Source organism: Rhodococcus sp. H36-A4 (genome assembly GCF_027158005.1).
Classification (GTDB): Bacteria; Actinomycetota; Actinomycetes; order Mycobacteriales; family Mycobacteriaceae; genus Rhodococcoides.
Window position 1 is genome coordinate 16348 of the sequence record NZ_JAPVLQ010000013.1, and the last position, 25405, is coordinate 41752.

Genomic DNA, 25405 nt, shown 5'->3' on the forward strand with positions numbered 1-25405 from the left:
CGCCGAGGAACGAGATTACACACGGTTGAGAGGAGAACGCAAAACGCCAGGTCAAATCCCATTCACCTGAGGAACGAGTCGAACCAATCGAAAATTCTGGCCTGAGCTTCGATCAGGGCCGCCGCCGCCGGATCGCTGTCTTCGGTACTGCCGGGTGACGGCTGCGGTTCGTCGGCACGGTGGCGCAGTCCGCTGTAGCTGACGACGTTGGTGGCTACGGATGACCGTGTGGCTGCGTCACGGAGGCCCTCGATGTGCTCCGGTGGGGTCCTGGGGTCATTCTCGCCGTACAGGCCCAACCAGGGCGCCTGGAGCGAGGGCGCGGCGTCGATCAACGCGATGGCGTCGGCGTTCAGTGGTTCGACGATGCCCGCCGCCGCGACGCTGACCGCGGCACCGATCGGTCGGTTCGTTGCGACGATCAGCGCCGCAGTTCCGGCGTCGTCGAATCCGATGACGCCGACGCAGTCCGGGTAGACACCCCGGGAAGTGAGCCAGTCGAAGGTCGCATCGAAGTCGGAGAACAGATTGTCGCCGAAGACCTCTTCGCCCTCAGTTCCTCGATGGAACAGGTTCGGGGCGACGGCCAGCCATCCTTCGAGCGCGAGCGCACGCAGCAGGTCGAGTAACGATTCCGGTAGTTCGCGGGATTCGTGCAGCACCACGATCCCGCCTCGGACGTGCCCTTCCGGGGAGATGGCCGTCAAGGGCACCTTGTGCTGCACAGGCGGATGCTCATCGTCTTCCACATCGATTCGAAGCACTGCCACATCCGTGAAGATTCCCGACATGACACCAAAATAGTGCGACCGGCCGCGCCCCGCTGGATTACCGGCGGACGCACAGGAAATGATCAGCCCCACCTGGCGCATAATGTGAGCCGTGACCGCCCGCATCCGCACCGACCTCGACGCAATCCCCGCTTACGTACCCGGACGCAACTTCCCGGGCGCGATCAAGCTGGCCAGCAACGAGACGACGCAGGGCCCGCTCCCGGGCGTCCGCGAGAAGATCGCCGAGTCGGTCAGCACCGTCAACCGCTACCCCGACATCCGTGCCACTGCCCTCGTGGACGCCGTCGCCGCGCACGTGAAGGTCGGCCCGGCCAACGTCGCAGTCGGCAACGGCTCGGTGGCACTGTGCCAGGAAGTCGTTCAGATCATGTGCAGCCCCGGTGACGAAGTGGTGTATGCGTGGCGGTCCTTCGAGGCATACCCGATCATTGCGCGCGTAGCCGGTGCGACGCCGGTTGAGGTCCCCTTGAACGAGGACCACGTGCACGACCTCGACGCCATGCTCGCCGCGATCACCGAGCGCACCCGCGTCGTATTCGTCTGCAACCCGAACAATCCTTCCGGCACCGTCGTGGCCAGATCAGCCCTCGAGCGGTTCCTGGATGCGGTGCCCGCGCATGTCCTCGTGGTACTGGACGAGGCCTATTTCGAGTACGCCCGCGAAAATCCGGAGGGTGAGTACACCGACGGTGTCGAGCTGGCCCGCGACCGTCGCAACGTTCTCGTTCTCCGCACCTTCTCCAAGGCGTACGGGTTGGCCGGGCTACGCGTGGGATATGCCATCGGCGATCCGGCGGTGATCACCGCGATGAGCAAAGTTCGCATCGCTTTCGCGGTGAGCTCCGTCGCGCAGCAGGCAGCTCTGGCGTCACTCGAGGCAAAGGACGAGCTCCTCGCCCGTACCGATACTCTTGTCGCAGAACGCGAACGGATTCGATCGGCACTGATCGAGCTGGGATACGACGTCGCGCATTCGGAGGCGAACTTCGTGTTCCTACCACTCGGTACCCTCTCCGGCCCCTACACCGAAGCCGCGGCAGAAGCCGGAATACTGTTGCGCGCCTACGGAAACGACGGGGTTCGTATCACAATCGGCGACCCACACGAGAACGACACCTTCCTGAAATACGCAGCTACCGCCGCTCATTGATGACCCGCGCCTGCCGAGGGCTCATCCCGAACTCCTCACGGAACACCGCATTGAAGGTACTGACCGAGCCGAAACCCGACTGATGGGCGATCTCGGCGACCGTCCGGTGACACTGAGCGGGGTCGTCGAGCCGAGCACGCGCCCGAACGAGCCGGCTGGTCCGAATCATCTCCGAAGGGTTGGTGCCCACCGACTGCGTGACGGCCTGCACATGTCGCAGCGACCAACCGAGCCGTCGAGCAAGGGTTTTCGGCGTAAGAGTCGGGTCATCGGACTGCGTTTTCACGAGCGCCGACGCGGCCTGCGCGACATCCGGCCACCGGGACACATCGGATGCGACACCGACCAGCATCCTGGTGAGTGCATCGGATACCTCACGAAAACTGTTCGCCGAGAGCGTATCTCGTTGTACCGATAGCTGCTCGGTCATTACAGCTGCGACGGCGCCCATACCCGAGGCAAGGTCGAGAACCCGCGGCTTCACAGGAACGACCGAACGTGGCCAGGCCGATTCCGGGACGCTCACCACCCATGCTCGCGCGCCCGGGCCGTGCTCGATGGAGAAGGGAGCCGCCATCGACATCGCGACCGCGGCGCCCGGGCCCACGATCACGCGATCGTCACCGTGCGAAAATCGGAACGTGCCAGCCCGAGGGACCACGACTCGCAGGGTCCGGTCGTCGTCGGAGCGAGCAGCTGCGGCGCTTCGCGAGTAGACGATCGCATCCGAACTGAACTCCACCAGTTGAAATTCTTCGGACCGCTGCACGACGGTCTTCCCGCTGAAACCCATCGTTTCGTCGAAGGCGAAATCGAGACCACCATGGTTGAAGCGAACGTGCTCACGCCAGAAGCCCGGCCGATCCGTGGCAGGCAACAGTGTGGTGTCGATGGTCGACACCACATAATCCGCTGTGGCAGTCATAAGTTGTACCTTTCGCGCCTGAATCCGTGCGCCCGGCCGTCGATTCCGTGCGCGTCACCGGCAGACCCGTCGCATACATGCGCCTTACCGTGCAGAGAGTACACGTGTCCTCCATCACAGCGGAGGGGTCACAGCGGCGGCAAGAATCTGTCAGGAGTCCGACATGAACACGATCCAGGTCAACGGCGCGACGCTGTCTTACGAGGTATCTGGACCGGAGGACGGCACCCCCGTCGTCCTCAGTCATTCACTGTTCTTCGATCATCGAATGTTCGACGCGCTGGCCGAGCTCTTGGCTTCCGCAGGGCACCGCGTCTTCGCCTACGACCACCGCAACCACGGCGAGAGCTCGACGCATTCGCGCGCCGAGGTGACCGTAGACATCCTGACCGAGGACGCTGCTGCGTTCATCGAAGAACTGCAACTGGGTCGAGTACATTTTCTGGGAAACTCGCTCGGCGGATTCGTCGCGCTTCGATTGGCGGCAAGGCGCCCCGAGTTGCTGCTGTCCGCAGTCGCAATGGGCTCTTCGGCGGAGGAGGAGCACCAGCTGGAGGTGTTTGCTCCCCTCGTGGAGCAACTGGCCGACATCGGGGGACGCGAGAATATCGACATCGTTTTGTACATCATGTTCGGAGACACCAGCTTGTCCGCAGGCACACCCGCCGTCGAGGAGTGGCGTGGCCGGATCGCGGAGCTGAAGCCCAGCATCGGCGACTCTGCCTACCAGGTGATTCACCGGTCGCGAATCGTCGAGGAATTGAACGGCTGCACGGTGCCGGTGCTCGCAATCTCCGGCACGGAAGATCACGCGTACCCGCCGCCCATCTCGGACGTCAACATCGCCGAGGCATCCGGCGGGACACACTGCAGCGTCGACGCTGCGGGCCACTCGGTGTCGCTCGAGCAACCCGCAGCCGTTGCCGAGCACGTGCTCGCGCACTTCTCGGCGATCTGACCCCGTCGCGCGAGTCCTAGATGTTCAGAGCGTCGCGGAGCGTCGGCCAGGACTCGCGCAGATCGTCTTGCCAATAAGGCCACTGGTGGATGCCGTAAGGCCGATAGACGAACTTGGCCGGGATGCGAATAGATCGAAGTTTCGTATCGAACAATGTTGTGCAGTAGAGCGCGGCAGCTTCGAGCGGTCCGCCCATGGCGGCCGACTCGATGCCCGTGCCACCCGGTCCCAGTTCGTACGGGCCGGGCAAACCGGTGCCGACAGAAACATAGATGTCCTTGCCGCGCAAGGCTTCTGCGTTGCGCGACGGGTCATGCTCGACCCACTTCGGATCGTCGTTCTCACCCCACATGTTGCTCGCATTGCCACCATTTGTTGCGACGGTGGCGCGCACGGCATCTTTCAGGTTCGGCTGCGAGTTGTCATAGCAGCCACTCAGGCCTGCCACGCCGGTATAGAGATCGGGGTGACGGGTGATCAGATCCATTGCGCCTTGAGCACCCATGGAGACGCCGGCAATCGCGTTGGTACCGTTGCCGGAGAACCGAGCATCGATCAGCGGGGGAAGCTCCGAGGTCAGGAACGTCTCCCACATGTTGACGCCGAGAATTGGATCCGGAACATTCCAGTTGGTGTAATAACTACTCGAACCGCCTACCGGAAGAACGACGTTGACGTCCTTGTCCGCGAAGAAGTCCACGATGTCGGTCTTCTGCGTCCACGTGCTCTCGGCGTAGTCGGATTCTTTGCCGGCACTGACGCCGTCGAGCATGTAGAGGGTAGGGCGCGGACCGCCCCTTGCAGGCAGCAACACCTGAACCTGAATGATCTTGTTCATCGACGGCGACTGCACGAACACAGCAGCACGACGGGGTGTGATCATCTCGATACGGTCGATACGAGCCGAAGAGGACTGTGCGGACTCGCCGAACGGCGCCGCAGGCCCATCGGAGCTTCCGGTCCCGGGCAGCGGTTGAGCAGACACCACACCGGTCCCCAGTATCGACAGCGCAATGCTGGTTCCTAGCGCTGCCAGAACACGACGGTGCATTCGACTGATCAATCCTCCTCCGCCGCACCCCTTCGGGCGCAACACGAACAACGTTTGATTCAAAGTGACCCACCAGTAGGTACGCCTACTGCGGCCCGCGGTTCCGCCCAGAGTAGCCCTGATAGAGGTTGTACAAAAGTTCTGTCGATTCTTTGGGACATATCCAAGTAGGCCGCATGAGCAGGGCCGCAGCAGTCGGATTCGAACTGCTGCGACCCTGATGTACTACTTGCGCTCGCCCCAGCTAGCCGCGGCCGGTCTCACCTTGCAATTTGTCGATCATTTCCGACGCCTGTGCCTTGGTCAGATCGTCCGGTATCTCTTCGCCCGCTTCCTGCGCCAGAGTGCTCAAGTAACTTTTCTGCGGACCGGTGATCGGCTCGTCACCGGTCACCCAGTCCTCGGGATCCTTCTCGGGGTTCTGATTCACTCCACTGTCTTCGCTCATACGTTCGGAATACGCAGGTAGCTGGACTTTCAAACACGTCGTTCGATCGAATGACTTCGTTGACTGTTCAAACTCCTTAGCTAAAAGATCGACGCTGACAACCCCCTCTCTCAGGAGCTATGAATGACAAGCAAGACCCTCTTCGCCCGAATTGGATTCGGTGGCTTCGTACTCGCCGCAGCGATGATGACGACTCCGGCCGTTGCCGCAGCAGATCCGATCACCGACTTCTTGTGCGGCACCGGCTCGGCACAGTTCTGCCCGCCGCCGCTCGCACCGTTCCTCCCGCCACCACCAGCGCCGGCTCCTCAGAGTGCACCGCCCGCGCACGCTCCCAGCACGTTTCAGTACAAAAACTGCACCGAGGCACGTGACGCCGGTGCGGCGCCCGTCTATCGCGACGAATATGGATACGGTCCTCATCTGGATCGCGACAACGACGGCATCGGCTGCGAGTAGAAGACTGTCGGCGGCACCGGTCGTGCTTGCGCGAGCAAACACGACCGGTTCCCGCTCATCGATCAGCTGGGCCGCTGATCGGAATGCCGATCACGCTCGGACTTCACCAGTTCCTTGGTTCGCACCAGGCGTAAGGCGGTGACCAGCCCGACGCCGCCGATGATGTTGAAGCCGACCGTGTATCCGAACCAGTCGATCCACGCTCGGTAACCGATGTCCGCGCCCGCGTGGATGGCCCCGAAAATCAGCAGGGAGTCCAGGATCGAGTGGAAGAGTTGCAATCCGGCGAGCAGGAATGCAGCCGACATCGCCGCGATGATCTTCGCGACATCGGAATTGGTTCCCTGCTGCATGCGGGTCAGCAGGGTCATCGTGCTGCCGCCGAGGATGGCCAGGCAGATCGACTGCAGGTTCAGCGGGGCATCGACGAAGTGGTGCGCGGATTCCGACAGAACAGAAAGCCACTGAGGGAAGGCCTGCGCGACCAGCCACATCACACACCATCCACCCACCAGGTTCGACAACAATGTCCCGATCCACAGCTTCGCCAACTGCGCAGGTGTGCCGTTACGGGAAACCATCGCCGCGATCGGCATGAGGAAGTCCTCGGTGAACAATTCGCCGTGTGCCAGGAAGATCGCCACCAGACCGATCCCGAACGCAAGCCCCGCCAGTAGATGATTGTCGGTCTCGTACAGCACCGCCAGGTAGGCCATGACACCCAGCCCAACTTCGAGACCGCCGAAAAGTCCTGTGATCAGCACCGTGCGCACGGTTCGATGCAGACGCTCACCGCCTTCGGAGACGACGGCATCGAAGCTCTCCTCGAGTTCCTCTTCGAGCGGACCGTCGTTGTCTCCGTCGTTACGTCGCGCTTCTTCGCTCATTCGCAGGTAGTACCCGCTAGTCACCATTCGATACCTGCTCGTCGGCGCAGTGCTACATGCGGCCGAATTCGGTTCGTCGAAGCGCTCGAGTCTCCAGCACTCGATACCCAATTTGCTTGGTAAACAGGGCACAGGTCGCTTAAACCTAGTTTTTAAAGACTGCAAACCTGATAAATCGACATCATTCTGTTACGGTTCAAATCGATTTCGCTCGACCGCGCTCAGTCGGGGAAGTCAATCAATGCCCAACGGGGGATAACGGACTTGAATGGCAGACGCGAAGAGGCATTGGACCGCATGAAACACGATGCACAGACAACCTCGTGGTGGTCGATCGGCGAATGGCGCCTCGGCTGGAAGGTGATAGCGGTCTTCGCGGTTCCGATGCTCGTCGCCGTTCTGTTCGGTGGCCTCCGGATCCAGAGCGAACTGACCGACGCAGCAGACCTCAATACATCGGCCGAACGTGCATTCGCTGTTCCTGCGGCACTTCGGATGGAACAGGCTCTCAAGGCAGTGACAGTTGCGGCTGCTTCCGGCGCCGACACCGCCACAGCTACCGAACAAGCGACCAGCGCGCTGCAGGATTTCAGTGTTGCCGCGAACGTGTTCCGAACCGACGCAAAGCTCAGTGACCTGGTCGACAAGTCCCTGCAGAACAGCCGGGCACTCATCGACGAGGTTCCGACCAGCTCTGAACGGCCGATCCAGCTGGTCGCTCGCTACAGTCAGGTGTCGACCGAGCTCTGGATCCCGTTCTCCGATCTCCTGTCCAAATCCGAGCTACCCCTTTTGCGTGAGCGTGGTGCCGAGTTGGCGCCTTTGTGGGGCGCTCGTCGAACATTGGCCAATCAGCACATTCTATTCGGTAACGGCGACGTCGATCCACAATCGCGCACCATCCTTATTTCCACCGCTGGTGCAGAACTTGGCAGTCTCGGTGGTCTCATGCCACTAGCTACGCCCGGTGGAGTACTTCCGCCAGTCGAGGCGGACCCCTCGCAGGACCCCTTGGCCGCGCTGAACTCTCTACGCGCATCCACGCAGAGCCGCCTGGGCGCAATCGCGGCCACACCCCCAGGATCCCCTTTGAGCAGGGAGATCGGCCTCGGACTCCAAGCCAGTAGCGATCAGTACGACGCCATCGCCGATGCCGCAATCGCGCGGTTCGTCCCCACCGCGAACTCCGAAACCGGCGCCGCCCAATCCGCAGCGCTTCGAGACGCCGCGCTGGTCGTCGGCACCGTACTCGCAGCCCTCGTCCTCGCGCTCGTCATCAGCCGCTCGCTGGTCGAGCCTATCCAGCGCCTACGTTTTGCCGCGCTCACAGCAGCACGCCATGGACTCCCCGAGGCGATCGAGAGAATCCGCGCCGGCGAGCGAATAGTCGACCTCGAGATACCTCGTGTACCTGTAGAGACACACGAGGAGATCGGGCAACTTGCACGCGCGGTCGACGACATGCACGGGCAGGCAATCACATTGGCCGGCGAGCAGGCAACTCTCCGCCGCCAGGTCAATGACATGTTCGAGACCCTTTCCCGTCGGAACAAGTCCCTCGTCGAGCAACAGCTCGTGCTCATCGAGCAACTCGAAAAAGACGAAGACGACCCGAATCGCCTCGAGAATCTCTTCCGCCTCGATCACATCGCCGCACGAATGCGACGCAACAGCGATAATCTCCTCATCCTCTCCGGCAACGAGGGAAGACGCGTACGAACCGCACCGATCGCTCTTGCCGACGCTCTGCGCGCCTCAGCTTCCGGAGTCGAGGACTATCTGCGTGTAGAGCTCGGACAGATTCTGTCTGCTGTCGTCAGTGGCAAGGCCAGTGCAGACGTAGTGCACCTCGTCACCGAACTGCTCGACAACGCCCTGCGCTACTCACCGCCCGAAACTACAGTGACGATCGACGCTGCACGCACCAACGACGGTTCCGTGCTCGTAGAGATTACCGATCTGGGTATCGGAATGTCACCGGACGACTTGATCGACGCCAACAGACGCCTCTCTTCCGGAGGCGAGATGAGCCCCGACACCGCCCGCCACATGGGGCTGTTCGTGGTCAGCCGTATCAGCCTTCGCTACGGTATTTCAGTACGTCTGCGCCCGTCCGCGGGCACATCCGATCGCGGTGGCATCACTGCGATGGTTCATCTGCCGATTGCACTTCTCGAGGCGTCACGCGACACGGCGATCAGAACGTCGACGGCTGCACTTGCCACTCAGGCTCGCGCAACGTCGCCGGTTCACTCCGTTGCAGTGGGTACACCTACATCGAGTCAAGGCACCGCCGCATACCCGGTAGCAGGCGCCCATAATCCCGATTCTTCGGTGGCATCACGGAACTGGCTACCCCATCGTCAATCACACCCTGCTGCTGCCACTGTGCAGCCGGCTGTTTCGGGTCCGCCCTCTGCGTTTGCTTCGCAGACCAACTCCAGCGCCCCTCCGATGGCGAGCGGACTTCCACGCCGCACCCCGGGGAGCAGTGGGGTACCCGGTACCGCCAATGCCATCTCGACCCAACCGATAGCTCCGCCGCCACCCAAGGCGGAAATTGTTGTCGACCAACCGGATACAGGTGAGTTCCCCGCCGCTCGACCTGCACCCAGAGCCCCGTTCGGCGCCCCTAACCCGAACGTCACAGCGGCGTTCTTCTCGTCCCGGCCTCGCGACTCGACACCACGTCGCATCCCGACCCCACCGCGCGAAACCACACCACCTCGCGACTGGACGGCGCCTCGAGACCTGACCCCGCCGCGCGAAACCACACCACCTCGCGACTGGACTCCACCCCGAGACCTGACCCCACCGCGCGAAACCACACCACCTCGCGACTGGACTCCACCCCGAGACCCGACCCCACCGTCCGCGATCGTCTTCAGCGCGAACGATCCCGAGGCCGACTCTGATATTCCACCGGTTGCATCGCCGATCTTTGCCGGAATGGTGTCCGAGTGGCTGATCGACCCCACGGACGACGAGTCCGGTGCCACGAACGGAAGCATCTGGACAACCGAAGCTGACGAGGGATGGGTTGCCGCTCATGCGTCGACGGACATGCCCTCCAGCAAGATGGCCGATTCGGGACTCCCGATCCGGGACCGCGGTGCGCGGTTGGTTCCCGGAACTGTCAGGCCCACCAATAGCTCTGCCCGTTCAGGATCCCACCGTCAACGCGTCGACCCCGAAACGATCAGACGCGGGTGGAGTGACTACCAATCCGGCCTCAGCCGGGGACGCCGACACGTTAGCAGCGAGAACAACACAGCGTTGCACTCGATAACACATGTGCAGAAAGACGAAGGAGAACAGTGAATTCTGTCGGAGCCCCAGAAACTCCTCGCGCACTCGACTGGTTGGTGTCGGGTTTTGCACGCGACGTTCCGGGAGTAAGCCACGCCATCATCGTCTCTGCCGATGGATTGCTGAGCGCGGCGAGTTCGCACCTTCCTCTGGATCGTGCGGACCAGTTGGCCGCCGTCACATCCGGACTCGCCAGTCTCTCTGCCGGCGCGTCTCGACTGTTCGACGGCGGCGCAGTTCTGCAATCGGTGGTCGAGATGGAAAACGGCTACCTGCTCCTCATGGGCGTCGGCAGTGGCGCCTATCTTGCTGCGCTTGCCGTGGCGGGATGCGACATCGGTCAGATCGGTTTCGAAATGGTCACTCTGGTCGATCGAGTCGGAACGACCATGGACATCGCTCCCAGATCAGGTCGGGATACCTGACGCCGATGCCCCCAAACTACTCCGAGCACGCTGATCCCGAACCGAGTCTCGTTCGCTCGTACGCCATCACCGAAGGTAGGACGAAGCCGTCCATCGACCTTCCGCTCGAAGCGATCGTCGCAACGGTAGAGGATGTCATCGCCAGCGGCCTGGCGCCCGAAGACATTCGCGCGTCGATTGTCGCGCTTTGCGGGCAGCGCATCTCGATCGCGGAAATCGGGGCATACCTCGGTGTACCGATCGGGGTGGCTCGGGTTCTGGTGGCCGATCTTGTTGTCAGCGGGGCATTGAAAGTGCAAGCCACTCTGCGAAGCGACGCGACTGCGGTCGAGCGTCGCGAATTGATCGAAAGGACCCTCCGTGGACTTCGGCAACTCTGACGCGCCGTCACGCGTAACGTCGACAAAGATCGTGATCGCCGGAGGATTCGGCGTCGGTAAGACCACCCTTGTCGGGACGGTCTCCGAGATCGTCCCCTTGCGCACCGAAGCGATGGTGACCGACGCCAGTGACGGCATCGATCACCTCAGCTCGACACCGAACAAAGAGACGACAACAGTCGCAATGGATTTCGGCCGCATCTCGCTCGCCGACGACCTGGTTCTCTACCTGTTCGGCACACCCGGTCAGCGGCGATTCTGGTTCATGTGGGACGACCTCATCACGGGCGCGATCGGCGCGGTCATCCTTGTCGACACGCGCCGTCTCGAAGACAGCTTTGCTGCTGTCGACTTCTTCGAAGCCCGTGGTTTGCCGTTCATCGTGGCAGTCAACCGTTTCGACGATGCTCCGGTGCATGCAACGAATGACCTTCGTCAGGCTCTCGCGCTGTCCGACCACGTACCGATGATCGACGTCGACGCGCGTAACCGAGAATCGTCGAAGCAGGCCTTGATCACGATCACCGAGTACGCGCTCGAACGTATCGCGGCGACAGCGCCCTGCTGACACCCGGACAACAACGAATCTAAGGAACTGGCATGTCGGAAGAAATGAACCATTTCTCCATGGGGCTCTGGCTGCTTGGGTTGGCGTTCGCGGTTGCAGTCTCGGGATCGGTCATCGGGTTGGCGTGTGCCCGACATGGCATGGCGGCACGTCACCCTGCGGCGCGAATGCGCTGGTTTCTCATGGGCGCATTGTCCATCGGTGGTGTAGGTATCTGGTTGATGCACTTCGTCGCAATGCTCGGGTTTGCGTTACCCGGCAGTCCCCTTCGCTACAGTCTGACCTGGACGATCATCTCCGGTCTAATTGCCGTGATCGCGGTCTTCGCCGCGTTGTACATGCTCGGAAACGAGTTCAGTTGGTCGCGGCTCCTGGCCTCCGGCTCGCTCGTCGGCATGGGGATCACCGTCATGCATTACACGGGCATGCAGGCCGTGCAATTTCAGGGCCAGATCAACTACAACACGCTATTGATTGCACTCTCACTCGTGATCGCTGTCGTTGGCGCCACAGCCGCATTATGGTTCATGATGGCGATGGGGTCCACCACGCTGCGATTCATCGCCGGTCCGATCCTGGGGATCGCCATAGTCGGTATGCATTACACCGGAATGGCCGCGGTGGAAATTGTCCGCGACACGTCCGCACCCGCACCCGTCGGACTCGCGTTGTTCCCGTTCATCTTTCCAGTCTTCGTCCTCGGGCTTCTCGCATTGGCCGTGCCGATCGTTGCCATCATGACAGTTCGCGACCGCGAGATCGCCCGCATGGACGCCACTTCAGACGATCTCGCTCACGAAGCACGAGAGTTCGCTGACCGGTAGATCACAATTCCGTGGCTGGGCAATGACGGCGGGCAGCGACAGAGCCACTCCTCGAATCCACCGTCCGCTCTGCCAGAGTTCGAGCTGTCGAGCGTCGTCGAGCGCCGACCTGGATCCTCGCTGCCCAAGAATCGCTCGATCAGGTGACTGAACACGCCTCGTGTCGTCTATCTACGCGCGAACGCTCGCGAGACCAGCCAACCCTGGACCATGCCGGCCAGGAAGATGCCGGCGGCGGGCGCGTACCTACGCATCGGCTCCGGTATCAGAGACAGTGCATCGAGTTCACTCGACGCAGGACTCGATATCGAATCTGTCGCGCGCGCGACAGCGGGAGCTCCTGATGCGGCCGTAACCGAAGCCGCCCCACCACTCAGGAGTGCACCCAGATTGACTGCAAACTGCTGCAACACTTTGTTGGACACTGCGACGATGGCCCCTTTGCCGAACGAGACGATCTTGCCGCTGATGACGAGGTCGGTCTTCAGCGTGAGCCGCGTTCGATCGCCGACCGATTCGACGACCAGGTCGACCTGCGCTTCAGCGTCACCGTTTCCGTGCGAATCCGCGCCTTTGGCTTCGAGTTTGAGCGTTCTGGTCTCGGCGTCGACCTCGATGAAGCGAATGGTCCCCGCGTACGACGCGCTGATCGGGCCCACCTTGATCTTCACGCCACCGAGGAAGGTCTCGCCGTCCTTGCCGGTGATGGCTGCTCCGGGTACGCAGGTGGCCACCTTTTCGACGTCGTTGATCAGCCGGAAAACGTCGTCGGCGGACGCGTCGATGTCGAGGGTATTGGTCAGTATCACTGGAAAACTCCGTTCACTTCACGCAACCAGCGCAGCGACGCTGCTCGGCGCATGAGTCGATGGCCTCGACGATGGTTTGGTATCCGGTGCATCGGCAGTAGTTCGACGCCACGATCTCGCGGATCTCGTCCTTGGTGGCATCGGGGTTCTCGGCGAGGTACCCCTCGGCGAGCATCAGAAATCCCGGCGTGCAGAACCCGCATTGCAGACCGTGGTTGTCCGCGAACGCCTGCTGCAGATCGTTCAATTCACCGTCTATGCCAAGTGATTCGACCGTACGGATGTCGGCGTTCTCGACCTGAACCGCGAAGGTCAGACACGCGCGAGCCGGTGTGCCGTCGATCAGGACGGTGCAGGCCCCACACACTCCGTGCTCGCACCCCACATGGGTGCCGGTCAAACGCAGGTCGTGGCGTAATACGTCCACAAGGGTGCGGCGCGGCTCGGTGATCACCTCGTATTCGGTGCCGTTCACGTTGAGTTCGATCAAATGCTTGCTCATGCATGTCCCTTCGCCAGTGCAGCCTGTACGGCAACGGGTGTGATCGGCGTGTTGTTCAATTCGATTCCGCTCGGTCGCAATCCGTCGTTGACCGCGTTGAGGACCGCTGCAGGGGCACCGATAGTCCCGCCCTCCCCTGCACCCTTCGCACCGGATTCGGTGAACAGGCAGGGCGTTTCGAGGTGCGCGATACCGATGTCGGGAATCTCGGACGCCGTCGGAACCTTGTAGTCGATGAAACTGGCGCACAACGGGTTACCGTTCTCGTCATACGCGACGTGCTCGAATAATGCGCCGGCGATGCCCTGGGCGATCCCGCCGCGGCATTGTCCTTCCACGATCTTCGGATTGATGGCGACACCGCAATCCTCGACGCAGAAGTAGCGCAGGATCTCGACCTTCCCCGTGCCCTCGTGGAGTTCCACCACGACACCGTGCGTCGCGTTGGAGAACGTGCCGTCGTTGAACACGTCGAAACTCGCCGTCGCCGACAGCCCTGGTTCCACACCCTTCGGCATCAGCTGCGCCTTGAGATACGCGACGTCAGCGATGTCCTTGTACGTGACGTACTTCGAATGGTCGTCACGCTGCCGAACGAGACCCGAACCCAGCTCGACGTTGTCGTCACGGGTTTCCATCATGTGCGCCGCGATCTCACACAGTTTGTCGCCCAGCTTGTTCGACGCCACCGCGACCGCGCTGCCACCGATGGTGATCGAGCGTGAAGCGAAAGACCCGAAACCGTAGGTGATTCGATCGGTGTCGCCCTGCACGATCTTGACCTGTTCCACCTCGATGCCGAGCCGGTCGGCGACAATCTGCGCCATCGTCGTCTCGTGACTCTGACCGTGGCTCATCGTGCCCGTCGTCGCGACGACCGTGCCGGAGGTGTCCATCTTGACCTCCGAGATGTCGAACCCGGGCACCACGTTCATCTTGCGCGCGGCGAAGGCGCTGCTGCCGTAGCCCGTTCGCTCGCTGAAGCAGGAGTACCCGATGCCGATGTGTCGACCGTCAGCGATCGCCCGTTCCTTGAAGTCGTACCAGCCTTCGTCGCGAAGTGTCTTCTCGCAGAGGTTCAGTGCCTCGAGGTACGAGCCGGGGTCGTAGGTGATGTTGTTGACCCCTGTGTACGGGAACGCGGTGATCACGTTTCGCCGTCGGATCTCCACGGCGTCCAGGCTCAGCTCCCGCGCCGCGCGTTCGAACAAGCGCTCCATCACCATCACGTACTGCGGTCGCGAGACGCCCCGATAGGGCGCGGTCGGTGTCTTGTTGCTGAAGATCGACCGACCGCGGACGCGGTACGCCGGAACCTGATAAACGCCAGGCATTTCGGCCGACGCCATCAGTGGTTCGATGCCTGCGGTGAACGGGTAACACGAGTAGGCACCCATGTCGCAGATGACGTCGGCGTCGAGTCCGAGAATGTGTCCTTCGGAGTCGAACGCTGCCCTGACGTCGTACTGCTGTTCGCGGGCCAGGAACGACGCCGTCAGCGCGTCCTTGCGATCCTCGATCCACTTGACCGGGCGACGTAGCCTGAAAGCCGCTGCGGCGACTGCAATCTCCTCGCGGCCGACGACGCACTTCTGGCCGAAACCGCCACCCATGTCGGGCACGACGACCCGCACCTGGCGCTCGTCGAGTCCGAGGCTCAGGGCTGTGACCGTCCGAACCTGATGTGGTACCTGCGTGCAGATGTAGATGATCAATTGCTCGTCGCGGTCGTCCCAGTGCGCAACGCATCCACGAGTTTCGAGTGGCAACGCGTTCTGGCGGCCGGTGCGCGACTGGACCGTGACGACGGTGTGTGCATCGTCGAAGATCTCGTCGATGCCTTCGGTGGCGAACATCTGCACGTCGACAACGGTGTTGTTCGGAACGCCCTCGTGCACCAGTGGCACGCCGTCGCTCATCGCTTGATCGGCAGAGGTGATCGCTGTGACCGTCGAGTAGGCAACCCGCGCCGCTTCGAGACCGTCCTCGACGGTGTACGCATCGTCGGCGACGACCACCGCGAGCGGCTCGCCGACGTAGCGAACCACGTCACTGCTGAGCACCGGCATGTCTGTCGGCACGAATTCGCTGAGCGGACGGCTCAATTCTGCACGAATCGGTTTCAGATCCAGGTCGGCAGCTGTGAAGACCGCGTGGACGCCGTCGACATCGGTGACGCCGGTGACGTCGAGGGCCGTCACCGTTCCGGCGGCAACGGTGCTCCGGACGAACTGCGCGTGAAGCATGCCCGGCAGGACGATGTCGTCGACGAAACGGCCACGTCCGGTCAGCAATCGGGGATCTTCACGCCGGGCCACCGACGTTCCGACGAACTTGGGGGGCGGTACTTCGGCGCTGTTCATGAACTAACTTTCTCTGCAACCAATGCGTCAGCACATGCATCCGCAACCAACGTGCGGACGAGGGTGCGACGGTACTCGACGGTGAACATGCCTTCGTCTTCGAGTTCGAGCGAATCGGCTGCCGCATCGGCGCAGTCGGCGAACGTTCCGCCTGTGGCGAGCACTGCTTCGCCGGCCGAAGACCGAACCGGGGTCGCGCCGACGCCTGCGAGGGCAACACTGCCCCCGACTACCTCGACGCCCTCCATGTCCAGCGACACCGCTGCAGCGACGATGGCGAAGTCGCCCTGTCTCTCGGCGAACTCGGTTACCGCAGCATGCGGCGCCCGGTTCGGAAAAACGATTTCGACGATCATCTCGTCGAAAGCGAGATCGGTTGCGTAGTAGCCGAAGAAGAAAGAACCGGCCTCGATCGTTCGACGTCCACGCACGCTCTCGACCACGATTCGAGCGTCGAGCAGGATGGCCAGCAACGCCCACTCGGCGGTCGCGTCGGCGTGGGCGACGCTTCCGCCCACGGTGCCACGCGTGCGGATCGGATAGTGCCCGACCCAGCGCATCGCATCGCGGAGCACCGCGAAATCCGGTCCGAGATTCGCGGTCTCTACTGCATGATGCGTCGCCAGGGCGCCGATGTGCAGACCGTCGGCCTCCCGCTGGATGTACTGAAGCGAATGCAGACCGCCCACGTCGACGAGGTGCCCGGGCCGGGCGAGGCGGAAGTTCATCATGGCGACCAGGGACTGGCCTCCCGCAATGATCTTCGCGTCCTCGCCCAGCTCGTTGAGCAGTCGCACTGCGCCCTGTACGTCGCGAGCGCGGTGGTAGTCGAACTGTGCGGGCTTCATCAGACCCGTGCCTCGCCCACGATGACCTCGGTGTCGTCGACCAGGGTGTCGAGCTCGCGGCCCTTGGTCTCCGGCGCGAAGTACGCCATCCAGATGACGGCGAACAGAACGAACGCGGTGACGATGCCGAACGTCAACGGCAGACCCAGGATCGGCCACATGACCGAGCCGAAGAGCAGCGGGGCGAAGCCGGTGGCGACGCGGCTGACCGAGGACGCGTATCCGAAGCCCGACGCTCTTATGTTGGTCGGGTACAGCTCGGAGACGTAGCAGTACAGCACCGGAATCGTGAGCTGGATGACGAATCCGAAGATGCCGAGCCAGATCAACGCTGCGGACTGAATGTCGAGCATGACTGCGAACATCACGAGCGCACAGCCTGCGATCGGCCCGGACAACCCGATGACCCACTTGCGGCCGAAGATCTCGACGATCAGGGCGGAAGTGAGTACACCGACGATGCCGACGCCGGTCATGAGCGTCGTACCTGCGAAGGCTGCGAACTCGCCGTAGCCCTCGGCACGCAGGATCGACGGCATCCAGCTCAGGGCTGCGTAGTACAGCAACATGATCGAGACGAACAACATCCACGCCGCCGCCGTGATTCGCGGACTGTAAGCCCAGACCGACTTCAGCTGCGTCAGAGCAGCCCTCATGCCGCCAGGACCCTTCGGTGTGGTGTCGGCGACGATCTTGTACTCGATGGGCTCCGAACCGGTCCGCGCCACCATGTCGTCGATGACGGCGCGAGCTTCTGCCTCGCGGCCGACCTTGGCGAGATAGATCGGTGATTCGGGAATTCCGCGTCGCACCCAGAAGAGCAGTAGCGCAGGCAACACCATGAACAACAGCATGTAGCGCCAGCGGACGTCACCATCGATCGGGACGAGAAGCGTTGCGACGACACCACACATGGTGGCGCCGATCGGCCACCAGACGTCCATCGCCGACAGAATCTTGCCGCGAATACGACGCGGCGAGAATTCACTGACCAGCGCGTAGTCGACGGGTATACAGCCACCGAGACCGAACCCTGCCAGGAAGCGCAGGATGATGAAGATCTCGAAGCTCGGAGCGAAGGCACCGAGAACGGAGAAGAGCGCAAAGATCAGCAGCGTCAACGAGAATGCGCGTTTTCGTCCGACCCGGTCGGCGATCGTGCCCCACACGACAGCGCCCACGGCCATACCGATCAGGTTGCCTGTCGCGACGAGTCCGCGCTCGGACTGCGACAAATCCCAATAGCTTCCGAGCAACGGCGTCAAGAAGCCGTTGAGCGCAACATCCCAGGCGTCGAACATGTAACCCAGTCCGCCGATGATGAAGATCTTTCCCTGCACACCCCATTTCCAAGGGAGTTCTTGTACTACCTGATCACCAGTCTTGGTCGCAGCAGTCGTCATCGCAGCCTCCGCGCGGTGTAGTCGTCCGGGGTAGTCATCGGACGAACGAGTAATGGAATTTCTCGTCGTCACTGTCGTCGAGCGGGGTACCACTCCACAGCCAGTCGTACGAGATGTCGGATTCCCCATCGAACGACGCCAGTGTCGCGTCCCGCTTCTCCTGCTCGGGTCCATCAGGTATGTGGTAAAAAGTCTTGTTCTGCAGGCTCGCGTCCTGCACCATCCGGGCATGCCGCGCGCGTCGAGACACGTAGCGCTGCAACGCTTCGTCGATGCCGGCAGTGGTCACCTTGGCCAGTTCCTCGGCCAAGACGGCAGCGTCCTCCATGGCCTGCGATGCGCCTTGCGCCTGGTAGGGCAGCATGGCGTGGCATGCGTCGCCCAGCAGTGCGACGCGGCCATCGGTCCACCGCGGATCCGGCCTGCGGTAATACAGCGCCTGGCACAACACGTTCTCGTCGGCCTTCGACAGCATCGCGTGTGCCCGGTCGTCCCAGTCCGGAAACGTCGCCATCAGCTCCTCGGGCCCGACGACCCGTGGTCCGCCGTCACGAACCTCGTCGGTACACGGCGCCAGCGCAACGATATTGAGGTATTCGCCGTTGCGGATCATGTAGTGCACGAGGTGGCGGTCTGGTCCGTACCAGATGGTGCTCTGGTAGCGGTCGACGAGCCAGCGCGTCGCCGGATCCTTGACGATGCGATCGCCGGGAATCAATGCGCGGTAAGCCATCTCGCCGGAGAAGACCAGGGTGTCCGGCAATCCGATGAGATCGCGAACCGTGGACCGGATGCCGTCGGCACCGATCAGCAGGTCCGATTCGTACCGCTTCCCGTCCGAGCTCACCGCAACCGGCCGTACCGGGTTCGTGCGGTCTACTTCGACCACCTTCGCCCCGGTCTCGAACACGACCACCGGCCCCGGGCCGTCGGGATCGAGGCATTTCGCGTGAATGGCGGAGTGCAGGTCGGCACGGTGGTAGTGCCAGTACGGCGCGTTGAACGTCTTCTTGCAGTACTCGCCGAGGGGCGTCAATGCGATGACCTTGCCGTTCGACCAGCGACGGCGAACCTGGTCCATCGGTTCGGTCTTGATCTCTTCGAGTTGCTTACGCATGCCGAGAGCAATCAGGATCCGACTGGCGTTCGGTGCAGTTTGAATCCCGGCGCCGACTTCACCCAGTTCGGATGCGGCTTCGAGCACGGTGACGCTGATACCGCGGTGCCGCAACGACAGTGCTGCCGTCAGACCGCCGAGGCCACCGCCTGCGATGACTACGTGAATCGGTGCCATGTCAGGCCTCCACCAGTCGGCCCTCGGTGACGACGTCGACGCCGTCGATGGACACGGTGCACGAGCGCATACCGATGTCGAGGTGCGCGTAGGAATCTCGTCCGAGTACGGGGTGCGGACCTGTCGACCACAGGAAGCTGCCTGCGAACGCGCGGGCATCCATTCCCATGATGTCGTCCTTGCCGTACATCGCCGCGGCGAACCAGTCACCGGTCTTCATCAGGCCCCAGCCCATGTGCGAGAGGTAGCGGGCCCATTTGTCGTTGGAGTCGGCGAAGAACATATCGAGCAAGGCAGCTTCACCGCCGCCGGTCACCTCGTCGATGTGGCCGTTGGTGATGGTCAGCGTCGTCTTGTCACGGACGTACTCCTTGAACGGCAGCAAGATGTCGCCCTCGGACAATACGATCTGTCCGTTCGAGATCTCGGGCCAGCACAGCACCATCGTCGACGGCCAGTGGTCCCAGCGGCCCTTGTCGTCGGCGAAACCTACCTGGAACTCGGGCTGTGAGTTGCTCAGCTGCACGGTCAGATCGGTTCCGGCCTCGTTGGTGATCCGCATGATCGAACCGTTGCGAACGAGGTCGACGCCCGCCTGCACGCGTTCCTTGTCGCCGTCCTGAGGCATGTTGCGGATCAACACGTCCGGTGCGTCGCAGACGAAGATTATGCGCGTTCCGGCGGCGAGGATCTCCTGCTGGATCGGCGCGTGGATGAAGCCCTCGCTGGTCAGGTCGACGACGAGATCCGCGCCCTTGAGCAGATCCTGCGCCACCGAGCTGTTCATGACCGAGACGAGCCCGGGGCCTGCACCGGTGTGGGTGCTGGGCATCGGTGCCGGACTTCCACCCGGCACGGTGGCCGAGAGCACCTGTGCACCGAGGCTCTGCGCTGCACCGAACGCCGCAGAGATATAGTCGCCGCGGCTCGACGGTTCGGCGAGGATCACCACCTGCTCACCGGGCTGGACTTTGCACAGCTCTAGTTGACGGGTGAAGGCGCGCAGTAGATCAGCGGATCGCAGGTCGAACATCTCGGTCCCTCTCATTGGTGTCCTGGGTGACGTCGTTTTCGGTGTGGTTGTCGATACCGCCCAGCCGGGCTAGATCTTTCAGATATGGCACCGCGTCACGTGCATCGAGTACCGAACGACGAGTGACGACGGCCGCTACAGCCCCCACGCTCTCGTCCATCTCGACGATCGTGCGGCCCTGCGGGTCAACGATCACGCTGTGGCCGGCGAAGCGTGGGCCGTCGCCGCTCCGCCCGGTGAGGCCTGCTGCCGCGACGACGACGCCGTTCTCCAGTGCACGTGAGCGGGTGAGCAGTTTCCACACGTGCAGGCGAACGTGACCGAACGCCGACGGGACGGCGATGACGTCCGCCCCTCGCTGCGCGAGATCACGGACCGCCTCGGGAAATCCGGCCTCGTAACAGATCACGACGCCGATCGTGCCGAACGGAGTCGGGACGACGAGTCCGCTTTCCGGGCCCGGGGTGAACACCGACTTCTCCCCGCCCCAGAGAAAGCGTTTGTGCCCCAACGCGAACGAGCCGTCCGGACTCACCACCAGCGAACTGTCCGAAAGTCCGCCGTCGGGTAGCCGAAACACTATCGCCGTGACGAGCACCGTATCGGTCTCGACAGCCAACGCGCTCAATGCTTCCGACGTCCGACCTGGCACGGACTCTGCCAGAGCATCCATGTCGGTATCGAGGTCGTAGCCGGTGGCGAACAGCTCCGGCAGCACGATGATCTTGGAACCGCTCGCAGCGAGAGCCCGGACCTGTTCGGCGGCGCTGTCGATGTTGGCCTGCCACGCGCCTGTCGTCGAATTGGTCTGCACGACCGCAACATCGAACGTTGCCGGCGCGGTCACTGGGCAACCCGGTTCATCGCAGTCGTGTAGAAGGGTCCGGCCAGTCGGCCGAGAAAGTGGTGTTCGCGGGTGTCGACGTGCAAGTCCTCGCTCAGCAACCCCGCCCTGCTGGTGACCGACAGGACCGATCCCAGCACGAGGGTGTCAGTACCGAGTTTCACCTCCTGCAACAATTCACACTCGAGGGAAACCAGCGACTGCAGAACCGACGGCGCCGCAACCGAATGCGAGGTTACAGGCGTCATTCCGCTCAGCTCGAATTCGTCGACGTCCGCGTGCACCGTCGCGAAACTGGAGGTCACTGCCTCGACCGTCTCCGCCGACGGGATGTTCACGACAAAATTTCCCGTCTCACGGATGTTGACGAGCGTGTCCTTCGGCTCGCCTGGAAACCCGATTCGCTCGCCGATGGAGATCATCAACGTCGCGGGGTTTCGGGAGGCGACGTTGAAGAAGCTGAACGGCGCCAGGTTGTTGACCCCCGCGGCCGAGACCGTCGAGATCCACGCGATCGGCCGCGGTTGAACTGCGCACGACAACAGCTTGTAGACATCGCCCTCACTCATGGTGTGAATGTCGTGACGCGTCCGATCCATTGCCTCCTGAGGTGTGATCTCCTGAGGTGCGCCGACCTGGGTATCCATACTCCGAATGCCTTCTTCCATTGACCTGCAACTGATTGTGCAATCGGTTGCGTTGCTACGACAATAGAACGGACTCGGCGCAGATGTATAGCTTTGGGCGAGAAAACTCGAACCAATTAATGACACCGTTACACGGTGCCGTTCGCGTCACTTTCCGCGCAGACCACCCCGGGCCGAGTCGATCGAGCTCGCGGGATCGCGCGGCGCGCCGTAGCCCTCCGTGGTGCCGTCGAAGATCTGCACGTCGTCCTCCCACGGCACCCGGTATGTTCCTGCGACTAGATCCCGCATGAACGTGTACGGGCAGTCGGTTGCACCGCCCTCGAGCGCGGTGTACCCGCGGTGCCCGAGTTGATAGATGTTGTTCTCCACTCCCCATTCGCGTCGGGCAGCGTCGGCGCGTGCCGGCTCGATGGACACCGTCACGACCCGGTCGGGTGTGGAATCACCCCGCTCGATGATCGTGCCCTCGAAGTCACACACCATCGCCTCGCCCATCGACGGGATGCCGTTCCCGTCGTGGCCCGCCAGGCACACCGACGCGGTATAGGCGAGATTCTGAAAGGCATTTGCCTCGTTGGTGATTCGCCACGACTGCTTCAGCGGAAATTTGTATCCGGCCGTCCGTAGCAGCACGTTGGCACCGCGATAGCTCGCCTCACGTGCCATTTCGGGGAACATGCCGTCGTGGCAGATCAGCAGGGACAACACCGACCCCTTCGGACCTGCACAGACGGGAACGCCCAGGTCACCCGGTTCCCACGGCTCCTTGGGTGTCCACGGGTGAAGTTTACGGACGTACAGGGTGATCTCGCCGTCAGTGTCGACGATGATCCCGGAATTGAACGGCGCTCCGTTCGGATTGCGTTCCATGACACTGAAACACCCCCACACCTTCGACTCTCGACAGGCCTCCCGCAGTCGGGCCACCTGCGGACCGTCGATGTCGCACATGACGTCGTCACGCGCCCAGGACGACTTCCTGAGTCCGTGCAACGAGTACTCGGGAAAGACGAGGAGGTCGAGCGATCCGAGCCCGGCCTTCGCCTCGCGCACGGTGCGGCACACTCGATCGGTCGTCGCGTCCACGTCCGCCATGTCACCGATCAACGGCACCCGCTGCTGGACGAGACCCAGCGTCAGTGACGTCGAGGATGGGTTCAGTCCGCCGAGACCAGTCATCGCACTTCCCTTTTTCTCTTCAGCAACTTGTTGCGCAAACGCTTGCACGCAGTGCTAGCTTAGGGGCCGACAGGGGTTGAGGCAGCGCGAACGACCGATCGGGGGAGAAACACCGTGGAAAGCACCGTCACGTTGAAAACCGTTGCGCAGGCGGCGGGAGTGCATATTTCGACCGTCTCGAGGGCGCTGCGCCGAGTCGCCGTCGACCATCGCGGCGCCAGCGTCGGCGACCTGAAGTTGTTTCAGCTCGCGCAGGACATGGGCTACGTTCCGAATCCGAACGCGGCCAGCCTGACCACCAAGAAATCGACCGCATTCGGTGTTCTGGTGCCTCGACTGACCGACGTCGTGCTGTCCGCGATGTACGACGCGATCGAGGAGACCGCCAACCGAGCCGGGTACGAGACGTTCGTCGCGAACACGCACGACGATCCCGTTCAACAGCGGCGGCGCATCGACCTCCTCCTGGGGCGGAACGTCGACGGGCTCATCTTCGGCGACGCTCGCCTCGACAGCGCCAACCTCGACGATCTCGCGCGCCGCGGAGTCAAGTTCGTGCTGATCAGCCGTCGGTACCCCGGCATGATCTCGGCAACGTGCGACGACTTCCGCGGCGGATGGCTCGCCGGTGAGCACCTCGCCCGGCTCGGCCACACCCGCGTCGGGATCGTATCGGGGCCTTCGTGGGCGAGTACCGGCATCGACCGACTGCAAGGGTGCGTCGCGGCCCTCGTCGACGCCGGGGTAGACGTACCGGACGAGTACATCCGGGAGGAAGGGTTCGACCCGGCCGCGGGACGACGTGGAGCCGAGGCGTTGCTGGCGCTTCCGGAGCCGCCGACGGCAATCTTCGCTACCAACGACTTCAGTGCGATCGGTGTACTCGGCGTACTGCGCGAGCATTCGCTGCTCCCCGGACGTGACATCGGTGTGGTCGGCTACAACGACATTTCGATCTGCGCCGAACTCACCGTCCCGCTCACGACGATCCGTAGCCCGCACCGTGAGATCGGCGTCCGGGCCACCGAGATGCTTCTCGCTGTGACACATGGGCTTCCGGTCTCGTCCGTGGCACTGTCCCCTGACCTGATCGTGCGGCAGTCGACGAGCTGCTAGTTCCGGTGAAGTTCCCACCACTGCGCCGCGTGCAGTGTGCAGTGGAGGTGTTCGGCGAGGGCGGGAACGATTCGGGCAGTTCCTCGCACCACCCGACGGGCGTCAGCTCTCGCAGCACATCCTCGTTCATGTCAGCCCCCCGTGGCTGCATCCAACCCTGGGACGGCGCTGCCGGTCCGGCTTCGACAACGCTGCGCACGTCTATCGGAAACTTTTTCTACGCCGGGCGATACTGCGCAGCCTCCGCACTGATCTGCGGAAACTGAGCACCCATCGCCTCGGACAAGGCCTTCGCCGCGGACAGTGGGCGGACCATCACCACGAAATCATCGATCAAGCCATCCTCGTCGAGGTGGAGGAAATCGCATCCGTTGATCTTCTTGCCGTCGACCGTCGCTTCGAAAACCAGCGCTTGGTCGCGTCCGTCCACGCTCTCGATTGTCTTCGTGTAACGAAAATTCTCGAATACGCGGAGGACGCCACGCAGGATCGCCGACGTAATCGCCTTACCGTCATAGGGTTTGAACGCAACGGGGCTGGTGAATCGAACGTTATCGGCGAGGAGTGCCTCCACCGCGCTGTGATCGCCGGCCTCGACGGCATCTGTGAACTTCCGCATGATGAATAGACGACGTCAGTTGACGGTCAGCTTTCCGACGTTCGTCGTGCAGTAGATCGGAACGGCAATGTTGATCAACGTGCGGGACTGGGCGTCGTCGAGTCCGGTCGTCTCCGCAATCTTGACCCTGGTGGCGTCGAGGCTCGTGTCACCGGACAGCTCGTCGCAGGCGGTGCGAGCCGCCGCGACCCGATCTTCGGTGCTCCCGAAGCTGATGTTCTGGCTTTCGAGCGCCTGAAGGTACGCGGTGTCCTGGACGTTACCCACCGCAGCCGACGCGGTGGCCTTGACACTGCTGGCCGCGGCCGAGGCACTGCCCTGCACCTCGCTCGCGACACTGGACGCAATCTCGCGGGTGCTACTCGCAGATGTGTCGGTAGAGTTCGCGTTCTCGGTGTCGGTGTCGCTGCACGCCCCTGCGAACAATACGAGTCCGCAGAGTGAGGTTCCCCCCGAAAAGTGGACAGTGGTCACGCGGCCATGATGGGCGCGATAAGTGACTGTTCGTAACTGTGAGGGCTGAGCATCCCGATCGTTGAGTGCCTACGGCGAGTGTTGTAGAAATTC

Annotated in this window: 26 protein-coding genes; 9 read left to right on the top strand and 17 right to left on the bottom strand. The window is 62.6% G+C overall.

Features of this window, described 5'->3' with window-relative positions; all coding sequences use genetic code 11:
* Positions 1-62: 62 nt before the first annotated feature.
* On the bottom strand, positions 63-791 hold the full coding sequence (locus O1W68_RS20995) for a dienelactone hydrolase family protein (protein ID WP_269306873.1): 729 nt from the start codon (positions 789-791) through the stop codon (positions 63-65).
* A gap of 91 nt (positions 792-882) precedes the next feature.
* Between O1W68_RS20995 and hisC the strand changes: the two genes are divergently transcribed.
* Positions 883-1944 (top strand): histidinol-phosphate transaminase, encoded by a 1062-nt coding sequence (gene hisC / locus O1W68_RS21000; protein WP_269306875.1) that lies wholly within the window; start codon positions 883-885, stop codon positions 1942-1944.
* Here the strand turns inward: hisC and O1W68_RS21005 are convergent.
* Positions 1928-2869, bottom strand: coding sequence for an AraC family transcriptional regulator (locus tag O1W68_RS21005; RefSeq protein ID WP_269306878.1), 942 nt, complete (start codon positions 2867-2869; stop codon positions 1928-1930). The genes hisC and O1W68_RS21005 overlap by 17 nt on opposite strands.
* Before the next feature lie 163 nt (positions 2870-3032).
* Between O1W68_RS21005 and O1W68_RS21010 the strand changes: the two genes are divergently transcribed.
* Positions 3033-3827, top strand: coding sequence for an alpha/beta fold hydrolase (locus O1W68_RS21010; protein WP_269306880.1), 795 nt, complete (start codon positions 3033-3035; stop codon positions 3825-3827).
* 16 nt (positions 3828-3843) lie between these two features.
* On the opposite strand, the gene O1W68_RS21015 is transcribed toward O1W68_RS21010, so the two are convergent.
* Positions 3844-4878, bottom strand: a complete 1035-nt coding sequence (locus tag O1W68_RS21015) for an alpha/beta hydrolase (protein WP_269306882.1) — start codon at positions 4876-4878, stop codon at positions 3844-3846.
* 244 nt (positions 4879-5122) lie between these two features.
* On the bottom strand, positions 5123-5326 hold the full coding sequence (locus O1W68_RS21020; protein WP_269306884.1) for a DUF3072 domain-containing protein: 204 nt from the start codon (positions 5324-5326) through the stop codon (positions 5123-5125).
* Positions 5327-5449: 123 nt separating this feature from the next.
* Between O1W68_RS21020 and O1W68_RS21025 the strand changes: the two genes are divergently transcribed.
* A complete protein-coding gene (locus O1W68_RS21025) occupies positions 5450-5785 on the top strand; it encodes an excalibur calcium-binding domain-containing protein (RefSeq protein WP_269306886.1) in 336 nt (111 codons plus the stop codon).
* A gap of 62 nt (positions 5786-5847) precedes the next feature.
* Here the strand turns inward: O1W68_RS21025 and O1W68_RS21030 are convergent, their stop codons facing one another.
* Complete coding sequence (locus O1W68_RS21030) at positions 5848-6672, bottom strand: formate/nitrite transporter family protein (RefSeq protein WP_269306888.1); 825 nt, start codon at positions 6670-6672, stop codon at positions 5848-5850.
* 297 nt (positions 6673-6969) lie between these two features.
* On the opposite strand from O1W68_RS21030, the gene O1W68_RS21035 reads away from it, so the two are divergent.
* From O1W68_RS21035 to O1W68_RS21055, 5 genes are read left to right on the top strand one after another with little or no spacing between them, the layout of a single operon-like run.
* Positions 6970-9993, top strand: a complete 3024-nt coding sequence (locus O1W68_RS21035; RefSeq protein WP_269306890.1) for a HAMP domain-containing sensor histidine kinase — start codon at positions 6970-6972, stop codon at positions 9991-9993.
* A complete protein-coding gene (locus O1W68_RS21040; protein WP_136170428.1) occupies positions 9990-10406 on the top strand; it encodes a roadblock/LC7 domain-containing protein in 417 nt (138 codons plus the stop codon). Before O1W68_RS21035 ends, O1W68_RS21040 begins: the two co-directional genes overlap by 4 nt.
* Positions 10407-10411: 5 nt before the next feature.
* Entirely contained in the window at positions 10412-10786 is a 375-nt protein-coding gene (locus O1W68_RS21045; RefSeq protein ID WP_269306893.1) for a DUF742 domain-containing protein, read from the top strand.
* Positions 10767-11354: a GTP-binding protein gene (locus O1W68_RS21050; protein ID WP_088941995.1), complete on the top strand. Its 588-nt coding sequence runs from the start codon at positions 10767-10769 to the stop codon at positions 11352-11354. The genes O1W68_RS21045 and O1W68_RS21050 overlap by 20 nt, the downstream gene beginning before the upstream one ends.
* Before the next feature lie 32 nt (positions 11355-11386).
* Positions 11387-12178, top strand: coding sequence for an MHYT domain-containing protein (locus tag O1W68_RS21055; RefSeq protein ID WP_269306897.1), 792 nt, complete (start codon positions 11387-11389; stop codon positions 12176-12178).
* Between the two features lie 167 nt (positions 12179-12345).
* On the opposite strand, the gene O1W68_RS21060 is transcribed toward O1W68_RS21055, so the two are convergent.
* The 10 genes from O1W68_RS21060 to O1W68_RS21105 form a co-directional block, all read right to left on the bottom strand.
* Positions 12346-12987: an SRPBCC family protein gene (locus O1W68_RS21060; RefSeq protein ID WP_269306899.1), complete on the bottom strand. Its 642-nt coding sequence runs from the start codon at positions 12985-12987 to the stop codon at positions 12346-12348.
* Between the two features lie 13 nt (positions 12988-13000).
* A complete protein-coding gene (locus tag O1W68_RS21065; RefSeq protein WP_269306901.1) occupies positions 13001-13489 on the bottom strand; it encodes a (2Fe-2S)-binding protein in 489 nt (162 codons plus the stop codon).
* Positions 13486-15852 (bottom strand): xanthine dehydrogenase family protein molybdopterin-binding subunit, encoded by a 2367-nt coding sequence (locus O1W68_RS21070; protein ID WP_269306903.1) that lies wholly within the window; start codon positions 15850-15852, stop codon positions 13486-13488. Before O1W68_RS21070 ends, O1W68_RS21065 begins: the two co-directional genes overlap by 4 nt.
* A complete protein-coding gene (locus tag O1W68_RS21075; protein ID WP_269306905.1) occupies positions 15849-16700 on the bottom strand; it encodes an FAD binding domain-containing protein in 852 nt (283 codons plus the stop codon). Before O1W68_RS21075 ends, O1W68_RS21070 begins: the two co-directional genes overlap by 4 nt.
* Positions 16700-18103, bottom strand: a complete 1404-nt coding sequence (locus O1W68_RS21080; protein ID WP_269306907.1) for an MFS transporter — start codon at positions 18101-18103, stop codon at positions 16700-16702. The genes O1W68_RS21075 and O1W68_RS21080 overlap by 1 nt, the downstream gene beginning before the upstream one ends.
* A gap of 34 nt (positions 18104-18137) precedes the next feature.
* On the bottom strand, positions 18138-19397 hold the full coding sequence (locus O1W68_RS21085) for an FAD-dependent monooxygenase (RefSeq protein ID WP_269306910.1): 1260 nt from the start codon (positions 19395-19397) through the stop codon (positions 18138-18140).
* A gap of 1 nt (position 19398) precedes the next feature.
* A complete protein-coding gene (locus O1W68_RS21090) occupies positions 19399-20445 on the bottom strand; it encodes a hypothetical protein (RefSeq protein WP_269306912.1) in 1047 nt (348 codons plus the stop codon).
* A complete protein-coding gene (locus tag O1W68_RS21095; RefSeq protein WP_269306913.1) occupies positions 20408-21277 on the bottom strand; it encodes a carbon-nitrogen hydrolase family protein in 870 nt (289 codons plus the stop codon). The genes O1W68_RS21090 and O1W68_RS21095 overlap by 38 nt, the downstream gene beginning before the upstream one ends.
* Positions 21274-21921, bottom strand: coding sequence for a flavin reductase family protein (locus O1W68_RS21100; RefSeq protein ID WP_269306914.1), 648 nt, complete (start codon positions 21919-21921; stop codon positions 21274-21276). The genes O1W68_RS21095 and O1W68_RS21100 overlap by 4 nt, the downstream gene beginning before the upstream one ends.
* A 147-nt stretch (positions 21922-22068) precedes the next feature.
* On the bottom strand, positions 22069-23103 hold the full coding sequence (locus tag O1W68_RS21105) for a formamidase (RefSeq protein WP_269306915.1): 1035 nt from the start codon (positions 23101-23103) through the stop codon (positions 22069-22071).
* A gap of 114 nt (positions 23104-23217) precedes the next feature.
* On the opposite strand from O1W68_RS21105, the gene O1W68_RS21110 reads away from it, so the two are divergent.
* Positions 23218-24219: a LacI family DNA-binding transcriptional regulator gene (locus tag O1W68_RS21110; RefSeq protein ID WP_269306916.1), complete on the top strand. Its 1002-nt coding sequence runs from the start codon at positions 23218-23220 to the stop codon at positions 24217-24219.
* A 217-nt stretch (positions 24220-24436) separates the two neighbouring features.
* On the opposite strand, the gene O1W68_RS21115 is transcribed toward O1W68_RS21110, so the two are convergent.
* Both O1W68_RS21115 and O1W68_RS21120 read right to left on the bottom strand, forming a co-directional pair.
* Positions 24437-24838 (bottom strand): nuclear transport factor 2 family protein, encoded by a 402-nt coding sequence (locus tag O1W68_RS21115; RefSeq protein ID WP_269306917.1) that lies wholly within the window; start codon positions 24836-24838, stop codon positions 24437-24439.
* A gap of 15 nt (positions 24839-24853) precedes the next feature.
* Positions 24854-25312 carry a DUF732 domain-containing protein gene (locus O1W68_RS21120; protein ID WP_269306918.1) on the bottom strand — a complete coding sequence of 153 codons (459 nt, stop codon included), beginning with the start codon at positions 25310-25312 and terminating at the stop codon, positions 24854-24856.
* Positions 25313-25405 lie beyond the last annotated feature (93 nt).

Excerpts from the sequence above, each read along its gene's own strand:
- O1W68_RS21065 (WP_269306901.1), bottom strand. The coding sequence starts at position 13,489 with ATGAGCAAGCATTTGATCGAACTCAACGTGAACGGCACCGAATACGAG.
- O1W68_RS21070 (WP_269306903.1), bottom strand. The coding sequence starts at position 15,852 with ATGAACAGCGCCGAAGTACCGCCCCCCAAGTTCGTCGGAACGTCGGTG.
- O1W68_RS21020 (WP_269306884.1), bottom strand. The coding sequence starts at position 5,326 with ATGAGCGAAGACAGTGGAGTGAATCAGAACCCCGAGAAGGATCCCGAG.
- O1W68_RS21100 (WP_269306914.1), bottom strand. The coding sequence starts at position 21,921 with ATGGATACCCAGGTCGGCGCACCTCAGGAGATCACACCTCAGGAGGCA.
- O1W68_RS21080 (WP_269306907.1), bottom strand. The coding sequence starts at position 18,103 with ATGACGACTGCTGCGACCAAGACTGGTGATCAGGTAGTACAAGAACTC.
- O1W68_RS21105 (WP_269306915.1), bottom strand. The coding sequence starts at position 23,103 with ATGACTGGTCTCGGCGGACTGAACCCATCCTCGACGTCACTGACGCTG.
- O1W68_RS21010 (WP_269306880.1), top strand. The coding sequence starts at position 3,033 with ATGAACACGATCCAGGTCAACGGCGCGACGCTGTCTTACGAGGTATCT.
- O1W68_RS21045 (WP_269306893.1), top strand. The coding sequence starts at position 10,412 with ATGCCCCCAAACTACTCCGAGCACGCTGATCCCGAACCGAGTCTCGTT.
- O1W68_RS21115 (WP_269306917.1), bottom strand. The coding sequence starts at position 24,838 with ATGCGGAAGTTCACAGATGCCGTCGAGGCCGGCGATCACAGCGCGGTG.
- O1W68_RS21055 (WP_269306897.1), top strand. The coding sequence starts at position 11,387 with ATGTCGGAAGAAATGAACCATTTCTCCATGGGGCTCTGGCTGCTTGGG.
- O1W68_RS21085 (WP_269306910.1), bottom strand. The coding sequence starts at position 19,397 with ATGGCACCGATTCACGTAGTCATCGCAGGCGGTGGCCTCGGCGGTCTG.
- O1W68_RS21015 (WP_269306882.1), bottom strand. The coding sequence starts at position 4,878 with ATGCACCGTCGTGTTCTGGCAGCGCTAGGAACCAGCATTGCGCTGTCG.
- O1W68_RS21090 (WP_269306912.1), bottom strand. The coding sequence starts at position 20,445 with ATGAGAGGGACCGAGATGTTCGACCTGCGATCCGCTGATCTACTGCGC.
- O1W68_RS21035 (WP_269306890.1), top strand. The coding sequence starts at position 6,970 with ATGAAACACGATGCACAGACAACCTCGTGGTGGTCGATCGGCGAATGG.
- O1W68_RS21025 (WP_269306886.1), top strand. The coding sequence starts at position 5,450 with ATGACAAGCAAGACCCTCTTCGCCCGAATTGGATTCGGTGGCTTCGTA.
- O1W68_RS21005 (WP_269306878.1), bottom strand. The coding sequence starts at position 2,869 with ATGACTGCCACAGCGGATTATGTGGTGTCGACCATCGACACCACACTG.
- O1W68_RS21030 (WP_269306888.1), bottom strand. The coding sequence starts at position 6,672 with ATGAGCGAAGAAGCGCGACGTAACGACGGAGACAACGACGGTCCGCTC.
- O1W68_RS21075 (WP_269306905.1), bottom strand. The coding sequence starts at position 16,700 with ATGAAGCCCGCACAGTTCGACTACCACCGCGCTCGCGACGTACAGGGC.
- O1W68_RS20995 (WP_269306873.1), bottom strand. The coding sequence starts at position 791 with ATGTCGGGAATCTTCACGGATGTGGCAGTGCTTCGAATCGATGTGGAA.